The sequence below is a fragment of the Streptomyces albipurpureus genome (assembly GCF_023701525.1).
GTDB classification, from domain to species: Bacteria; Actinomycetota; Actinomycetes; order Streptomycetales; family Streptomycetaceae; genus Streptomyces; species Streptomyces albipurpureus.
Genome location: NZ_JAMQAW010000044.1, coordinates 1 through 17843, shown reverse-complemented (window position 1 = coordinate 17843; position 17843 = coordinate 1). Strand labels below are relative to the sequence as shown.

11 protein-coding genes and 1 pseudogene are annotated in these 17843 nt (G+C 63.2%); 5 read left to right on the top strand and 7 right to left on the bottom strand.

The window, feature by feature from the left end:
• Positions 1–1488 precede the first annotated feature (1488 nt).
• Together NBG84_RS31400 and NBG84_RS31395 are read left to right on the top strand one after the other, a co-directional pair.
• On the top strand, positions 1489–2052 hold the full coding sequence (locus NBG84_RS31400; RefSeq protein ID WP_250923069.1) for a hypothetical protein: 564 nt from the start codon (positions 1489–1491) through the stop codon (positions 2050–2052).
• 322 nt (positions 2053–2374) lie between these two features.
• Positions 2375–2536, top strand: coding sequence for a GntR family transcriptional regulator (locus tag NBG84_RS31395; RefSeq protein WP_250923068.1), 162 nt, complete (start codon positions 2375–2377; stop codon positions 2534–2536).
• 631 nt (positions 2537–3167) lie between these two features.
• On the opposite strand, the gene NBG84_RS31390 is transcribed toward NBG84_RS31395, so the two are convergent.
• Complete coding sequence (locus NBG84_RS31390) at positions 3168–3485, bottom strand: helix-turn-helix domain-containing protein (protein WP_250923067.1); 318 nt, start codon at positions 3483–3485, stop codon at positions 3168–3170.
• Between the two features lie 676 nt (positions 3486–4161).
• On the opposite strand from NBG84_RS31390, the gene NBG84_RS31385 reads away from it, so the two are divergent.
• The 3 genes from NBG84_RS31385 to NBG84_RS31375 all read left to right on the top strand — a co-directional run bounded on the left by NBG84_RS31385 (position 4162) and on the right by NBG84_RS31375 (position 13306).
• Positions 4162–11433, top strand: coding sequence for an RHS repeat-associated core domain-containing protein (locus NBG84_RS31385; RefSeq protein WP_250923066.1), 7272 nt, complete (start codon positions 4162–4164; stop codon positions 11431–11433).
• A 677-nt stretch (positions 11434–12110) separates the two neighbouring features.
• On the top strand, positions 12111–13118 hold the full coding sequence (locus NBG84_RS31380; protein WP_250923065.1) for a Dyp-type peroxidase: 1008 nt from the start codon (positions 12111–12113) through the stop codon (positions 13116–13118).
• Between the two features lie 50 nt (positions 13119–13168).
• On the top strand, positions 13169–13306 hold the full coding sequence (locus NBG84_RS31375; protein WP_250923064.1) for a hypothetical protein: 138 nt from the start codon (positions 13169–13171) through the stop codon (positions 13304–13306).
• Positions 13307–13349: 43 nt separating this feature from the next.
• On the opposite strand, the gene NBG84_RS31370 is transcribed toward NBG84_RS31375, so the two are convergent.
• From NBG84_RS31370 to NBG84_RS31345, 6 genes and pseudogenes are all read right to left on the bottom strand, one after another.
• Positions 13350–13511 (bottom strand): type II toxin-antitoxin system RelE family toxin, encoded by a 162-nt coding sequence (locus NBG84_RS31370; protein WP_250923063.1) that lies wholly within the window; start codon positions 13509–13511, stop codon positions 13350–13352.
• 559 nt (positions 13512–14070) lie between these two features.
• Complete coding sequence (locus NBG84_RS31365; RefSeq protein WP_250923062.1) at positions 14071–14313, bottom strand: hypothetical protein; 243 nt, start codon at positions 14311–14313, stop codon at positions 14071–14073.
• A 56-nt stretch (positions 14314–14369) separates the two neighbouring features.
• A pseudogene (gene pip, locus NBG84_RS31360) lies at positions 14370–15334 on the bottom strand (prolyl aminopeptidase).
• Between the two features lie 128 nt (positions 15335–15462).
• On the bottom strand, positions 15463–15630 hold the full coding sequence (locus NBG84_RS31355; protein ID WP_250923061.1) for a hypothetical protein: 168 nt from the start codon (positions 15628–15630) through the stop codon (positions 15463–15465).
• A gap of 47 nt (positions 15631–15677) precedes the next feature.
• Positions 15678–16709 (bottom strand): HNH endonuclease, encoded by a 1032-nt coding sequence (locus tag NBG84_RS31350; RefSeq protein ID WP_250923060.1) that lies wholly within the window; start codon positions 16707–16709, stop codon positions 15678–15680.
• Entirely contained in the window at positions 16706–17350 is a 645-nt protein-coding gene (locus NBG84_RS31345; RefSeq protein WP_250923059.1) for a class I SAM-dependent methyltransferase, read from the bottom strand. Before NBG84_RS31345 ends, NBG84_RS31350 begins: the two co-directional genes overlap by 4 nt.
• Positions 17351–17843 lie beyond the last annotated feature (493 nt).

Below are 17843 nucleotides of genomic sequence, written 5' to 3'. Positions count from 1 at the left end.
GATTCGCTACTGGCGGCGCCGGGGTTGCAACCGGTGAGCGAGACGGCGAGGAGAAGAGTGGGGATCAGGGCGTGGCGGCGTGCTGTCACGGCAGACTCCGGCTGGTCACAGGGCTGATGTCGCCTCATAGTCGCAGGCTGAGGACCATTTGTGACAGGGCGTCATATATTCTGATCGCTGAGTTGGCCTTCGACCAGTTCATGCGCTTGATTCACGGCGCTTGACCGAGCGAGGCCCTGACTGGCCGCAGGAGCGCGCCGGTCAGGGCCCCACCGTGTGGACGGTCCTAGCTAGGCTATTTGCTGAGAATCATCACACTGTTCGCGGCGATCGAGATGACTGCCGCTGCCGCAGGCATCCATCGCCGAAGGCGGTGTGCGGCTCGTTCTACTGAGCCCCATCGCTCTGACGCGGAACCCTTCTGACGCTTCATCGGGCCTCCCTGACGGAGACGTCCGCGCACTGGATGTGCATGAGCGGGAACGCGCCCCGCCGGCGGGACCGCGTGCTCTGCCTGACAGCGAGAGCCTAGACCCGAAAGGCGCTTCATGTCACGCCCAAAAGCCCTCTGACCTGCGATGATGCTAGTGCTTCGCGGTCCCGGTGATGTCGTCGGTGAAATGAGCTGTCACGGTCGAGCAGGGGTTTGGCAAGTCCAGCGGAGGGAAGGTTTCGAGTGGAGCCATGACGCCTGCCACGAAACAGTTTGGGTCTGCGAATGATGGCCATCGAAAAATTTTGGCAGCTGCGACTGAACCTGGGCACCTTGATGAGCATTCGGGGCGCGCGTCAGGGCGTGTGGGCCAGGCCGAACAGCAGCCGACCGGCGGTGATCGTGGTGTCAAGGTAGTCGTCGACGCGCGGGGCGTCCGCCGACCGGATCAGCGGGTCCAGCCCGATGAGGAGGACCGCCTGGCCCCGGCGTCCGACGAGGTCGGTCCAGTGCTGCTGGGTGGGCAGCCGCCGTCCCCAGCGGTCGGCCCTTCACCGGCACGTCCTGGCACCTGATCAACCAGCACCTCAACGAACCGCCCGCCCTACTGCGCACCCTGCGCCCGGACGCCCCCTGGAACTGGAACGGCTGGTCGACCGGCTCCTGGCCAAGTACCCCGCCCACCGGCCGGACAGCGCCGATGAGGTCTATGACCTCATCGAAGAGATCAACGACCGTGACTTCGGTGACACCCCGCCGCCCAGCCGCGGGGCCGACGTCACTTCCGAGGTCTGGCTCTCCCCAAGCGAAGCCACCGACGGCGCGGTCATCCCCATGCGTATGACCGCCCACGAGAACTGCCCTGCCTGCACCATCACAGGCGACGAAACGAGGGTGCTGGACTGCGCCATCTGTAGAGGGGAGGGCAGGGTCGCCAGTAAGCGACGTACCTTCTCGGTCCGCATTCCCGCTGGTGTCCGGAGCGGGCAGAAGATCCGACTCAGGGAACTTGGCGCGGCGGTACTGTGTTCAGATCTTCATTCAAGGGAGTCCCCATGCGTCCGCTGTTACTCCGTCTGGCCATCGTTCTGTCCGTAGTCCCCCTTGCTGCGTGCAGCGACGGCTCGCCCGCCAGCGGTGCGGTGTCTTCCGCGAGTAAGCCTCCGGTCGCCAGCACACCACGCTCTGCCAATGCCCCGACACTTTCCGCGGATGACCAGGTCAAGCTCGTCGCATGGTTCGAGGAGGGTCGTCACAAGCAGGGGATGGGCGTCCTTGACCGCAATCTCGGCAGGTTCAAGCGCAGCGTGGCCATTGACCCCAGCACGCCTGCCGACTTCAGGAACGTCCATTCGGCCTGCAGAGACCTTGACCATGACCTCAATATCATCAAGGACTTTGAGCCCATTCCCGACCCGCCCACCCAGGCACTGTGGTCCTCGGCGCTCATGAACCTGCGGCAGGGCGCGACCCAGTGCCTCACCGGTTCCACCGCCAACGATGCCACCCAGGTCACCAAGGCCAAGACCGCCCTCATGAAGGGTGACACCGACTACTCGGCTGTCGTGGCCCGGCTGGGCAAGGCCCTCGGCGTCACCCCCACCCCCACATCCAGCTGAAGCCTCCTCCCTCTACGGTTCGGTGCGCCCCCAGCAGACCGATTCCCGCCGCTACTGACTCAGCTTTCAAAATGAGGGTGGTGGGAGGTCTAGTGTGAGGCCGGTTCCGGTGAGGAAGCCGTCGAGGGGTGTCTGTGCTGCAGAAGATCGGCGGCGTCGCCATCATCTCCTACCAGATCACCCGAACCGCACTCCTGGTCACCGTCGTCCAACTCGGCGCCCGCTGATCAGCAAGAAGCAGAAGGTCCGGTCACAAAATCACTTCCCGCTGATTCCAGCACGGCGAATCGAGTCGGACACAACGCCGTCGGTGGGGGGCTTCGTGAATGAAGGGGCACGGGTCAGGCTGGGGTTCCGTGAGATCGCGGCGACGCTACGGAGCGAGATCCTCGACCGCCGGTATCCGACGGCATCGATCCTGCCGCCGGAACCGGAACTGGCCCTGAAGTACGAGGCCTCCCGCAGTCTGGTGAACCGGGCATGAGCGTCCTGGCGGCCGAAGGGCTGGTGCGCCCCCGACAGGGGCGCGGAACGATCGTCACCTGGCTCCCGCCGATCCCCCACTCCGCCACTGCGGGACACGACCCGGCTGAGGAGATCCTGGCGCTGGGCCTTGAGTCCCGGTACGAGGCCGTTGTCGAGCGGACCGAACCACCGGGCGATATGAGCAGCGGCGTGGCGGCGGACAGATCCCCGAAGGGCCCGGCACGGTGGTCGCCAAGGCCGGTCGGGCCTCGATCTGGCTGGAGGCGAAGGCCAGCTCGCCGCCCCGCTTGTCCTGCTGGTAGTGGCCGTTGCACAGTCCATTGGCGATGACGGGTAGACCGCACGGATCGTTGGTCTCCTCAGGCCCGGGTCCGGTGCAGAATTCCGGCATGGTCCGTCGCCGCAGCCAGATGGGACGGAGCTCCTTGCCAGCCGCGCGTTGCTGGTTGTGCGCGTCGCACAGCTTGTTGGACCGCCTGGGTCGTTCACAGGGCGGGTACAGGGAGGTTCCCGGCGGGAATGCCGTGCATGTCTTGCCGTCCAGGACAGGAGTGAGCGGCTGAGAGGTCTGGATGTCCGTCACGGCCGGAGGGTATGGGCCGGGTCTGACACCGACTCATGACCTCTGCTCAAGCCCCTGTAGCGGCGGTACTGAGGTCCCCACCATCGGTGGAGCGTGGTGTGCTGGGCTCGCGGCCAGTGGCGATCGCTTCGTCATACGCGGCCAGGGTCCGGTAGAGGGTGGAGCCGCCGACGCCGAGGTGCTCGGCGATGGCGGTGACGGACTCCTTCGTGTCGCGGCGGCGCAGGGCGACGGCGAGCATGTCGGCGTCGACGGCCGGAGGCCGGCCGCCGTGGTTGCCGTCGGCCGCACCGGTGTCCAGGCCGATCAGGGTCCGCTCGTGGATGAACTCCCGCTCGACCTCAGCCATCACGGCGAACACCACGAACAGGACCTTGCCAGCGCCCTGCGGGTCGTAGATGCCGGACAGGGGCCACCGAGGATCTCCAGGCGGTGGTCGTGTTCGGGGAGGTCCTGCGCGGAGTGGACCTGCATGTCTTTTGGACAATCCATGACTGGTAGTGAGGAGAGCGACCGAAGTGTGCCTGGGAACGGATGGGGCGGATTGTGCCGGTGTCGGCTAAGGCGAATGGTGTTTGGTCGGGTTCGAACTTGATCGATTTCCTGGCCTGTTCTGAGTCGAAGTCTGAACGAACTCTGTCATGTGTAGCGCTTTTGTGACTGAACGTAGGTAAGTTGTGCCGCCGTGTAAGGAGGCAGTGCTGGCGAGCTCTGCCGAGTCCGTCGGGCTCGGCAGTGGCCTTGAGGGGGGCACGGTGCGCATGCGTGGTGAACGGCTCGGGGCATGGATTCCCTATCGCAGACGGCTGTTGACCGTCGGTAGTCTGATTCTGGCGCTTGCGGCCAGTGCGGTATCGCCGCAAGCGGAGCCGCCTGACATGGTGTCCACTAGTGGCTTATCGCCGGGTGCATCCAAGCTGCCCAGCAGTCAAGGTGTGCCGAACCAGGCCAGGGATGGCACATCCTCAAATGCGTCGGTGGATTCTGTGAGCGGGCCCCAGGTCCGTGGGGCAGTGTCGGCTCCCACAACGGACAACGCGGTGTACGCCTACGATGCTGCTGGCCGTCTTGTTGGTGTGACCGACCCTGCGGGGGAGACAGCCCGGTACCGCTATGACGAGGCGGGGAATCGTCTGGGTATCGACCGGTTTGTGTCCAGTCAGCTCGCTGTGCTGTCCTTGGTACCGCTGAGGGCTGCTGTGGGCGCGATCGTGACCCTGTCTGGTACGGGCTTTTCTGTCACTGCGGCGTCGAACACGATCACGTTTGGAACAACAACGGCCGAAGTGGTCGACGCATCAGCAACCAGGCTTAGGGTGAAGGTTCCCGCCGATGCGGCTGCTGGCAACGTATCCGTCACCGTGGGCGGGGTGACCGCTCAATCCACAGAATCATTCACGCTTGCACCTTCGGGACCGACTGTGGCGAGCTTTACGCCAGCATCCGGGACGGTGGACACGCCAGTGGTGGTGTCGGGCACCGGGTTTGCGCCTGGTGTTACCGACAATGTTGTGCGGTTCGGCGGTGGAATCGTCGCAGAGGTGGTGACGCGTACCGTCACGGCGCTGACGGTCAAGGTTCCACCAGGCGCGGTGAATGGTCCGATCGTGGTTGAGACCCCCGATGGCAGAGCGGTCTCCACCACGCCCTTCCAGGCCACGCCTGCTCCTGGCGGCCGTTTGGAGTCGTCGGAGTTCACTTCGGCGACCGATGAAACACCACCGAGGATATCCGTATCCACAGTCGGAAATTTCTCCGAAGTCCGTTTCGAGGCAGACCAAGGCGAGACTGTCGCCTTTGGTTTCACTCAGTCGACGTTCAGCGGACAGGTGACAGCACGGCTGATCGATCCGCAGGGTGTTCAGATCGGCAACGCATCTCTGCTGGGCATACAGGACAGCGCAGAGTGGGGGTACACCAACCTCCCGGTCAGTGGCCAGTACACGCTGACAGTATCGCCGGTGGGCAACAGTACTGGAGCGGTCACAGTCGCAGTCTCGCAACCCGTCGTCGCGGAGCTGGATCCGGCTGCGCCGCCCACGGCGGTGACCATCAGCCGACCAGGTCAGAACGGTATCGCCCGCTTCACGGCACAGGCTGGTCAGAAAGTGTCCCTGGGAGTGACCACTACTGGCTTCTCCTCCCACAACACCCTCACACTCCGCCGCCCGGATGGAACAACGCTCACCACGCTCATCGTGCCCAACAACGGCCCTGAAGAGTGGGACAGTTCCGCCCTTCCAACCACTGGTACCTACGCGATCGCCATCGCCCCCAACGGTGTCAGTACCGGTACCGTGACGCTGACACTCTCGCAGCCTGCCAGCGCGGGAACGCTGGCCACATCAGCTGATCCCATTCCGGTGGAAGTAACTCGTGCTGGCCAGAACGCGGAAGCGAGCTTCCTGGCTGCCGCCGGCGCCGATCTGTCATTGGCCATCACAAGCAATGCCTTCACCTCCACTGTTTACGCGAGCGTGATCGCGCCCTCGGGTAGCACTGTGGTGAACAGACAGTTTGTGGGATCCGGGGCCCCAACCACCATTGGCCTGAGCGATTTGCCAGCCACGGGTTCCTACAGTGTCGTCCTGGACCCCTATCAAGGGTCGACCGGGTCCCTGGCACTCAGCGTGTCCGAGGACAACCTGATACCGATCGCACCTGACGGCCCCTCCGCCAGCGCGACCATTACCCGTCCCGGGCAGCGCCTGCGCGCCGAGTTCACCGCACCGCAGACAAAGTCCCTGGGATTCGCCGTCACTGGCAATAGTATTGCCCAGGCGACCGAGGTCTATCTGCGACCTGAGGGAGGCACTAGTACACGCGTGGGAACAGTGTCGCCACTGACGGATGGTGTCGCCAACCTGACAGGGCTGACACCGGGTACCAAGTACGCGGTCTTGCTCGTCCCATCTCGGACCGCGACTGGCAATCTGACTCTGTGGCTGTCCACACCGGCTGCGGCCGGCACGCTATCCGCGTCCCTCCCCTCCGGTACTGGCCAAACCAGTAGGCCCGGGCAGGAACTGCAATTCACTGTAGAGGTAGCAGCCGGTGATGGCGTTGCAGTGCGCTTTACCAACAGTTCTCTAGGCGGCAACATCTCTCTCATTACACCTGGTGGGACGGTGCAACCCCAGGTCGCTTGGCTCTCGACCGGGACCGGAGAGGTCGACCTGCGAGCCCCTCTGCTGGCCGGTTTGTGGACCGTGCTGGTTCAGCCCACTCAGGGAGCGACCGGCGCCGTCACCGGCACACGGATATCTGATGCCATGGGTCCCGGGCTCGTGGTCAACGGAGTCAAACAGCAGGTCACCGTCACCTCCGCCGCGCAGAACGGCCAGTTCACTTTCAGCGGAACTCAGGGGCAGCAACTCACTCTCACTGCGGATGCACCGCCCTTCGGCTGGTACCTATCGGTCTACGGTCCGGACAATAAGTGGCTGGTCAACGGCCGTTACTTGTCTGCATCAACCCTGTCCACGAATCTGGGGACTCTCCCAGCCAACGGCGTCTACACGGTGACAGTAGATCCCGACGCCCAGGCTGTAGGAACCATCAGTTTGGGCGTCAAAACCACCGGCACAGCAAGGTCCCAAGTGGCGGCAAGCGCGAGCGGCACAATGCAAGCGACCCACGAGCCTACTTCGCCCGGGGCAGTCCCTACAGGGCGCGATGCGTGGAAGCCTGACAAGGCGAATCTGCGCGGGAGCGATTGGATCACCCGCCGTCCTGGGGCGCCGAAGGCACCCCCTCGGCTCCGGGCCCCGCCCGGGATCACGGCGCTTACCGGCCGGGTCCTCCGGCTCGACGGGACCGCCCTGCCTAAGGTCACCGTCTCGGCCGGCACCAAAGCCACCCGCACCGACAGCAAAGGCCGTTTCCTCCTGGCTGGCATCAGCCCGGACACCACGACCGTGGTAGTCAACGGGGCGAGCGCGAACACAACTCAACGTACCTGGGGCCGCTTCGATATCCGCGTCCACCCCGCTTCGGGACGCAGCGTCGACCTCGGCTTCCCCGTGTGGATGACCCCTCTCGACACCCGGCACACCCTCCGATTCGATTCCCCGACCAGCGCTGATCTCATTCTCAGAACACCAGCGATACCTGGTCTCGAAGTTCACCTGCCCACTGGGTCAGTGGTCCGTGACGAGAAGGGCAATCCGGTCAACGAGCTCGGGATCACGGCGATTCCGCTGGACCGTCCTCCCTTCCCACTGCCAGACAACCGTGTAGTGCCGGTCTACTTCACCGTGCAGCCGGGCGGCACTTACGTCTTCCCCAAGGGCGCTCAGATCATCTACCCGAACTACACCCGGGAAGCCCCAGGAACGCGGGTCGAGTTCATGGACTACGACCCGAAGAAGAGAGGCTGGTACGTCTACGGCCACGGTCAGGTGTCGGCAGACGGCCGTCAGGTCATCCCCGATCCTAAGACTCGTGTGTGGTCCTTCCATGGCGCCATGTTCAACATCGCATCCCTCGTGCCTTGGGACCTCTCCTGGAGCAGTGACGTTCTCGATTGGCTCTCAGGCGATCCAGTCGAGCTCAGCACTGGAATGCTCACCGAATCCCGCACCGACCTCGCCGTAGCAGACACGCGCGGCTCCATCGATGCCACCCGCGCCTACTGGCAGGCCGACACCCGCAAACGAGCCTTCGGGATCGGCCGGGACCTCGCCTACAACGCCTTCCTCAACTCCAAGAACTCCTGGCAAGAAGTTGACCTATACCTGCCAGGAGGGGGCAAGGTCCACTTCGTCCGTACCTCAGCGGGCACCGGTTACCGAGACGCTGTACTCGAGCCGACAGACGTCCCGTCCGAATTCCGCGGCTCGAAAATCTCTTACACCAACAACGGATGGGAGCTGCGGTTCCGCGATGGCGCCGTGTGGGTCTTTCCCCAATACGCCCCGCTCAAGCAGATCCGCGACCGGCACGGCAACACCACGATCATCGTCCGACGCGACGGAAATCGCGGCGATGTCACGCGGGTGGTCTCCCCGAGCGGCCGCTGGATCAGTTTCGGCTACGACACTGAGCACCGAGTAACAGAAGCCACCGACAACACTGGACGCACGACCGGCTACAGCTACGACACCGCTGGGCGACTCGCCACGGTGATCGACCCGGCTGGCAAACCCAGCACCTACACCTACGACGGCACCTCGAACCGCATCAAGAATGCTAGCGATGCCCGCGGCATCACCTACATGACCAACACCTTCTACCCCGACGGACGAGTCAAGGACCAGACACTCACCGAAGGTGCAACCTACAACTTCGCCTACACCCAGACCGGGATGGCGCAAATCACCTCGACGACCGTCACCCAGCCAGGTGGTTCGGTCCGACGGGTTGAGTTCGACACCTCCGGCTACGGCATCAAGGACACCCAGGCTCACGGATCACCGTTGGCCCGCACGACAGAATTCGAACGCGGCAGCTACCACCGCATCAACGCGGTCAAGGATCCATACGGGCGCCGCACTGAGCTCACTTACGACGCCAACGGTCACGTCACCCAAACCACCCAACTAGCCGGCACACCTCAAGCCCGCACCACTGGCACAGCTGTGTACAGCGGCCCCTACGACCAGCCCACCACCCTGACGGACGCCCTGGGTAACGCCACCACCCTCACCTACGGCACAGACGGCAACCTGGAAAAGATCACTGACCCAAGGGGCAGGGTCACCACGTACCAGCACAACCCCCAAGGGCAGATCAGGACAATCACTGACGCATCAGGCGCAGTCACCGAGTACCTATACAGCAACGGCGACCTCGCTGGCGTCAAAGATGCCGAAGGCCGGGTCTCAAACCAGTTCACCGATGCAGCAGGCCGCCCGACAGCATTCACCGACACTGCGGGAGCAAGGTCTACCTTCAGCTTCGACAAGCTCAACCAGCCCCGCGCAGTCACCGACCCGCTAGGCCACCAGATCACCTTCGCCTACGACGACAACGGCAACCTCACCACGCTGACCGACGCCCGCAACAACGCCACCAACTGGACCTACGACAACGCCGATCGTCCCAAAAGAGTGACCGACCCACTCGGCGCCCAGACCCTACTGGAATACGATCCTGCCGACCGCCCGACCAAGACCACGAACCGATCCGGGCAAGTCACAACCGCCGAGTACGACATCCTCGGCCGGCTGAAAACCGCCAAATACGGCATCGACGCCACCGGCCAGCCCCAATCCACCGCCACCTATGAATACAACACCGTCGACCTGCCCAACTCACTGACAAACACTCAAGCAGGAAACCAAACCTTCGCCTACGACGTCTACGACAGGCTACGCTCCGTCACCGGCCCCACCGGCATCGTCAGCTACGCCTACGACACCGCCGACCGCCGAACGGAAATGACGGCGGCTGGCATCACCACCCTCTACGGCTACGACACCTCCAGCGTCCTCACCTCGATCACATCCGGATCGCAGAACATCACCTTCGGTCTAGACGCCGTCGGCCGCGCGCAGTCCACGTCCCTGCCCGGGAGTCTCACCCGCAGCACCGGGTACGACAAGACCGGCGCCATCACCAGCATCGGCTACGCACACAACAGCACACAGGTAGGCACCCTCAACTACACCCGCGACATCCGTGGCCTGCCAACCGGCTTAACCGGCAGCCTCGCCAGCATCGCCCTCCCCGCAGCCGAAACAGGCGCCACCTACGGCCAGGACAACCGCATCACCGCCTTCGGCGGCCGCTCCTTCACCTACGACACGGACGGCCAACTTACCGACGACGGCATACGCACTTATACCTGGAACGCCCGAGGACAGATGACGGGTCTCACCAAGACCGGCAGCCCTGCCTCGTCCTTCGCCTACGATCCGCTCGGCATCCGCAGCACGGCAACACTCAACGGCACCACCAAAAAGTTCCTAACAGACACCTTCAATCCACTCGTCGAACAGACAGCGACGGGTCAGACCGCCGCAGCAGTCACCGCCTCGGGCCTGGACCAGTACCTCAGCCGTACCGAAAACGGCCAGACCCAGCTCTATCTGACCGATGCACTCGGCAGCGTCGTAGCACTGGCCAACGCGGACGGCACCATTGCCACCCGCTACACCTACGACCCCTACGGTCAACCAACCACCACTGGCGCGGCGTCCACAAACCCCTACACCTTCACCGGCCGCGAGAACGACGACACCGGCCTCCTCTACTACCGCAACCGCTACTACGACCCCCAAACAGGCCGCTTCATCTCCCAAGACCCCATCGGCCACGCCGGCGGCCCCAACCTCTACCAGTACGCCCTCAGTTCACCCACCACCTACACCGATCCCATGGGAAACAGCCCCCTGATCGCAGCATGCGCGATCGGCGGGCTCATCGATGGTGGCCTTGACTGGCTCGGGCAACGCCTCTCCGGCCGAAAGGTCAACTGGGGGCAGGTCGGCAGAGCGTCCGCCATGGGGTGCGCCCTGGGAATGGTGGGGGCAGGGGTAGGAGGCATGCTCAAGCCATGCCGCAACAGCTTCACAGGCGACACCCCAGTTCTGATGGCCGACGGCAGCAGAAAGCCGATCAAGGACGTCACCATCGGAGACCAGGTAGCCTCCGCTGATCCGGAAACGGATACCGCCGGGCCTCGTAGAGTCACCGCACTCATCAGAGGCAGCGGCCCCAAGCCCAGCGTCCGTCTCACCATCGACACCGACGGCACCTTAGGGAAAAGCACCGGCCAACTCACCGCGACAACGGACCACCCGTTGTGGGTCCCTGAACTGCGCACATGGCTTCCGGCCGGAAAACTGCAGCCTGGGCAATGGGTACAGACCGGTGCAGGAACCCATGTACAGATCACCGCGATCTCGCACGGGATCCAACGTCAGACGGTCTACAACCTCACCGTCGATGACCTGCACACGTACTACGTACTCGCAGGGGCCGCATCGGTTCTGGTGCACAACTGCGGTAACGGATACCAATGGGCGCGTCCGAACGCTCCTACCCATGTCCTTCATCCCAGCGAGGCATGGCGCCCTGGTCAAGGAATCCCCGTAATTGGGCGCCTTCCAGACACAGGCGTGGGAGGATCATGGCCTGGCTACAGAAGACTAGTCGTCCAGAATGATGAGTGGTCGATTGCCAAGAACGACGCATGGATTCAAACAATCATCAACCAGAGTGGAACAGTATACGTAGGCTCCCCCACCCGCGGAACCTACTGGAACATACGACGCCAAGAGCCAACCGTATTTGCGCGTGAGATTCAGCAGCTCCTGCAATCCGGATACTCCTGGAGGGGCAACTACCTCATCCCTCCAACTCGCTAGAAGAAAGATGAGCAAATGACTAATCCATCGACTTTGAATGGAAAGAAGTTTTACGGTTACTTGAAAGTCAAATTGCCTCACGAGCTCGACGCCATTGTCGAGTCCGTAGTATCCGACTTCATGAAGGCACCCGGAGAAGCGAGAGCAACCACTCTGGAGAAAATTACTCTTGACTCTGCCGCGGTCCTTTGCTCCTACGGAGAACGCATGGCAGCTATCGCGGTGCGAACTCAATCCAGAGAACCGCTCGAGAGAGGCGTTGTAGCAATTGGGATGTCCAGCAAGAGACTCGAAGACCCCCGCGAAATCCTATATCCTCTCGCCGCTTTGAATCACGCATCCATAACGATCGGAACCAGCTTGGAGCAGATCGCCAATAGAACCTCGAAACTTCTCCCCCCTGAGGCAAATTCAGTAATTCAGCGTTTCATTCAACGCAAAGACGGAGATAAGTCGCTACCCAGCATGGGACTTTGCGTCACGGGCGAGGGATCCACATTCCGATACTCATCGGGGCCGACTGCATAGCGAAGCGGTTCTATTCGGAATAGGCGCCTGCAAAACAGGTTGAGCCCGTTCAGATGACACCGCCCGAGAATCCCGGTAAGGAGCGCTGCATGGCCTCCCGGTTTGCCCGACGCTCACTCCTCGCGGGAGCGGCCGTTACCCTTCCTTTGGTGGCTGTTTCTACCCTCACTACCTCTCAACCAAAAGAGGGCAAGGCTCCACAAAAAATACCAGTTCCCCTTAGCGAAACACTACCGAAACCCTACCAAGCCTTGGCGGCTCTGGATGTAAAATCTGACCAATTCTCGGCCTCTGATGCGATGCGAGAGCTAAGTCAAACAATCAACAAGAATCCCGAAAAGGCAATAGGAATTGGATTTGGATACAATCTAATTCGAGAGTGCTTGCCGAGGTCGCGACAATTGAGGGTAATGTCGCCTTTTGCGGGAGATATCCTTAATCCGGCCGAGAGTCACGGGGACATTCTGATTCAGCTCAGCGGGTCTACCGCCAAAGCGACACTGAGAGCGCGCGAAGAGATATACACCGCACTCCCAAAGTGGAGAATTCGGTGGCACATCAATGGATTCCGCAGCGAAAACCGCACTGAGGATTCAAAAGCGATATCTAGGAATCCATTTGGATTCCATGAGGGGTTCGGAAACGCTTCCAGCGAACGAGGCACCGTTACCCGTGCCCTGATTCGCGCCGATCAAGGCGAGCCAGAATGGGCAGTTGGGGGAACATACCAAGTCGTGCGAATAATTCGCCTCGCCACCGAGTTATGGGACAGAGATCCCATCCACGAACAAGAACAAATCATCGGACGCCGCCGCAATGGGCAATGGCTCGACGGGACACCCAGAAATGAGGAACCCAACTTCCATGCGGACCCCAGCGGTCGTATTACTCCGCTCGACTCCCATGTCCGACGCGCCGCCCCGAACCGTCGAAATCCGCCAGCAATCGTTCGGCAGAGCTACAGCTACGACCGAGGGAACGACGACAGAGGCATCATCTTCTCGTGCTTCCAACAAAACCTAGCCACAGGCTTCGAGGCTGTGCAGAGACGACTCGAGAATGAGCCGATGGCAAAGTACCTGCTGACTACAGGGGGCGGATACTATCTCGTCCCACCACCTGGCGACCTGTGGGCCAACGTGCTCACTGTGAACTGACAGGGACAAGAAATGACCCCACTGGGCCGTGTCCTGCGAAGTATCCCGGTGTGCTGGACCTGTGCTTCACCGTGGACTTCGCCATCCAGGGGCCCACACGCACCGCATGGACCCTGGTCACCCGCTACAGCCTCCCGCACTGGCGCGGCTCCCGTGTCACCCCTGGCAGGGCACGGGTCGAAGACTGAGCGATCCCGCCCGTCGGCGGCGTCTACGCGGACTTCATCGTCTTCAGCGCACGCGGCCAAGGTGAATCACGTTGACGCGGATCTGCTGGTCGCTGATCTCGTACATCACATGGTAGATCCCGACATGGATGCGCAGGACATCGGCGCTGGCGAACGCGCCCTTGGGGCGCGGGTTGCCGGCGAGGCGGTCGACGGCGGTGAACACCTGACGGACTCCCTGCGCGTCGCTCTTGCGAACTACTCCGCCTGGGCGAGGGCCTCGGGCTCCCAGCTGACCTCGTAGCTCACGCGTCATCCCCGAAGACGCGGCGGTATGCCTCGTCGTGTGGGACGCCTGCGTTCTCCCTGCGGGCCGGACAACGTACGATTGGGGGCCGAACTCGCCCGCCGGGGCACCGTTACCTCGCTTCCAACCGCCCCAGCACCATCTCCCGGTCGAGCACACCATTCGCAGACCGCCGCCGGAAGTGCTCCAGTCGGGCCATCTGTTGTTCTTTCTCGACCTCCTTGCGGAACCCGGAGGCTGAGCTGCCGGCGTACCCTCGAACATTGCGGCCTTCGTGTGCTTGTACTGGATCTTGCCCGCGACGACCCCGAACGGCTGGTAAGGCGATGTGCCAGGCGACCGGCGAAGGAACTGCCGGGTGGTGAAGCGCCTCTTCTTCCTGTCGATGAGCGGGATGGGCTCGTGCGGGCGCACCTCGGCGACCCGGTCGGCGAAAGCGTTCAGCAGGTCGTTGATGGTGTTGGCGATGCCCTCCCTGCTATGGCGGAAGCCGTGCCGGTAGAACAGCCGGTCGCGTGAGGTTTTCCAGCACGACGACCGCCTGGGCGACCGGCTCGATGACCACCCAGGTGTCCTCATCCCCGGTGGGCCGCCGGCCCTTGAACACCGTGCCGCGGAGCTTGTAGCGCTCGATCACCCCGTCTGCGGATGGCTCGGTGAAGTGGCAGCCAGGCTTGAGGGACTGAGCTACTGGCGGGAGGGGGTTATTCCAACCGTGCACTATTCCTGTCCTCTGGCTCTCTCGTGGGGAGAGAGAGCCCGGCGCAGCGGTGCCAATCACCGTCCGCTCTTGCCGAACCGCGCGATCGCCTCCAGGACCGCGTCCTGCATCGTGGGACTACCTGTGTGTCCGGAGTCGTCGATCACTTTCAGCTCCGCGTCTGGCCACGCTTTGGACAACTCCCACGCGGTCTTCAACGGGCTGCCGAGGTCGAGTCGGCCGTGGATCAGCACTGCCGGGATACCGGCCAGCCGATGTGCTTCACGGAGCAGTTGTCCGTCTTCAAGCCAGGCATCGTTCGCGAAGTAGTGCGCGCAGATCCGAACGAATGCCATCAGTGCGCTGTCAGTCTTGTCGCTGTAGGCGCCCGGATGACCAAGTAACTCATGGGCGATGACAGCGTCCTCCCAAGCACACCAGTCCCGCGCCGCCTTCACCCTGACTGCCTCATCAGGACTGTTCAGCAGCTGGTTGTAGGCGGCTACGAGATTGCCGCTCCGGTCCGCCTCCGGAAGTGCGTCGCGGAATGTCTCCCAGGGGCCTGGCAGCAGGCGTCCGACGCCGTGGTAGAGCCAGTCGGTCTCTTCCGGCCGGGTCATGGTGACGCCGACGATGACAACCTCGAAGACTCGCTCGGGATAGCGCTCAGCGTAGGCGAGGATCAGTGTTGAGCCCCAGGAGCCGCCGTAGAGGAGCCAGCGCTCGATGCCCAGGTGTTCGCGTAGCCGCTCCATATCGGCGATGAGGTGGTCGGTGGTGTTGGGGTCGAGGCTGACGGACCGGTCGGAGGCGTGAGGCCGGCTCTCACCGCAGCCACGCTGATCGAACAGGACGATCCGGTAGACCTCGGGATCGAACATCTTGCGGCTGCCACGGCGCCCCCGCTGCCGGGCCCGCCGTGCACGCACAGAGCCGCCTTTCCATGGGGATTCCCGCTGGTCTCCCAGTAGATCTGGTTTCCGTCGCCGACATCGAGGAGACCGTGCGCGTACGGTTCGATGGGCGGGAACGGCTGGGCCATGACGGTCTCCTCCTGGAGGCGGGAAGAACAGCCTCGCGAGGCTAGTCGACGGCTGGAACGACGTCTCCTGGTTTGTCCTCGGCTCGCGCGTCGAGGTATTCGGCCCAGTCGCGTCGGGCGTTGGCGACCTAGCGGCGTGCGGTGTGGCGGTGCATCCCGGTCAGTCGGCGAGGATCGGGCTTGGGGAGATCGGTGTCCTTGACTAGAGCCGCGGCATGAGCGGGGAAGGGGGTGGTGCTGTTGATCTTGGTCCTTGGCCTCAGCGTCCGGTCCATGTCAGGTAGTCGCCCACTCATACCCAAGGAATAGGACTGGCCAGCGGGAACTCGGGACGCTAGGGAGGTCAGAGGGCCTTGATCTCGTTGAAGATTTGGTTCCAGCTGTTGGCGCTTCCATCCCCCAGAGCCCGCCCCAGGCTGAGCCTGAGGGTCTGACGCAAAGGTTCGGGAGATCGCATGATCGCTTCGTTCCTCAAAGCCAACCGGGTCAGAAGTTTCCTTCCGGGAGGGGTGTCGGTCTTGGCGGAGTTGCATGGACGATGGGCGGGTGCAAGGTTCCACAGGGCGTCCAGGTCGGGCCCGTGCCAGTTGCCCACACTCTCGAACCTGCGCATCATCGCGTACGGGAAGACGTGATCGACCACTGCTTCCCCGACCGGCACGATGAGCTCGTTGCAGATGAGGCACCGCCCGTGCTGGAACCCGATCAACGCCGCACTCACTCGGGTCACCGGTCGGCGCCGCCGCTTGTCGATCAAGAACTCCTGAGCGAGATCCACCGACATACCAGCTTGGACAACCCCTCGACCAACACCTGCGGCAAAGGAACTCTCGACAATGCTCCAGCGGGCGTTCAGCTCACCACGCAGCAAAACCCCCTGCTCTGACATCGCGATCCTGCGGAGCTCGGGTGTCAGCACCACGGTGCGATGATGTCCGTCACGCTTCAGCTCATAGAAGCGGTGCGGCACTCCTGGTACTCCACGCAGATTGTGGAACTTCTCCATGACCATGGTGGGCATCGACCGCTGAGCTGCCTTGCTCAACTTCTCTGTGGGCCGACCGCCGGCAAGAGACTCCGCAGCCTCCCTGCGCGCCACGGCCAGAAAGTCCGCGTTCCCCAGAGCGACATTGACCGGAGCCTGCGGCGCATCCGTCAGATGCCGAACCATGCCCATGGCATACGGAACAGCGAGCTCGGCGAGCGTGACCTCCTCCCGCCCCTGACCCGCCAGATCCAGCAACGCATCACCCAACGCGAACTTGTACGTCCGCGCATTCGCACCCATCAACACCGCAAGTCGCCACGACGCCCGCGCGGACGGATCCCCAGCAAAGAACGTATCCCCCACGACAACCAGCCCCCTGTCAGTCATACCTGAATCCCCGATTCCGTCTTTTCGAAGACCAATTGGCTCCAGTGCACTTCATCCCGCCCAAGCCGGTCCCCGCCCCCACCCTGATACACCAACCGCAGCCCATACCGGAGCGCAAGCTCCACAGTCTCCAAGGCGGAGACGTCGAACATGCGACGATCCCGAGGCGGCGGGCCGTGGCGAAGTGTCACCACCATCCGCCCGCCCGGGGCGAGGAGCTCACTCAGGCGTGCCATCGCCCGCGGCCGCTCGTCCGTTGTCAGGTGCATCCACACCGCCGACAGCAGCAACAGATCAAACGTCCCCTCCAACAGGCTCAGCTTCGGCAGGGCGTCGCCCAGCCACACAGACACGGCCTGGTGGCGGAGCGCGGCGGCCTCCCTCATCTCCGAAACCGGCTCCACGGCCGTCACTGAGTACCCCAGCCGCGTGAGCGCGGCCGCGTCCCGCCCAGTGCCGGCCCCGATGTCCGCAGCCCTGGCAGGCAAAGCTGGCAGCAAAGAGAGCAGCTCCTGGTAGACCGCTTCGAAGGTCAGCGACTCATACCGCTCAGCCAACACCTCAGCGTGGTCCGCGTAGTACTCCTGAACACCAGGAGGCAGACCAGCTTGATGACCCTCAAGCTCACGTCCGCAATCCATCCTGGCACCCTACGAGGCACCACTGACAGAGACGACTCGAAGAACCCCAGGCCCAAACAACCCGCGCCAACCCCCTGCGTGCTGTAAAGAATCCTCCTGCCCGGCCGCGGAACGTTTCCACGAGCAGTTCGCGATCCAGGAAGCAGTTGCCTCGTTCGCAGGAAGTTTCCGCAGCGAAGAGGCAGCCGTGGCAGGCCGCTCCATGCAGGCCGCCGTGGGCGACCGGGTTGTGATCGGCACAGAGAGGGTCCGAACCGCACAACTGGGCGGCGTCGAGCGCTTGGTCGATCAGTGCGCCGAGCCGCTGCTGCCCGCCGAGGGTGACCAGGCTCCCAGGGTGCCTTCGCTGTCGGGGGACGCCGTGTACAGCAGGATCCCGGCCATCGGGTCACTGTCTCTCCCCGGCGCCTCCCCAACTGTTCTTACTAGATCTTTTCGTAAGTTCGGTGGGTTTGGTGGGTGGATGGTCAGGCCGGTGTGGGCGAGGAAGGAC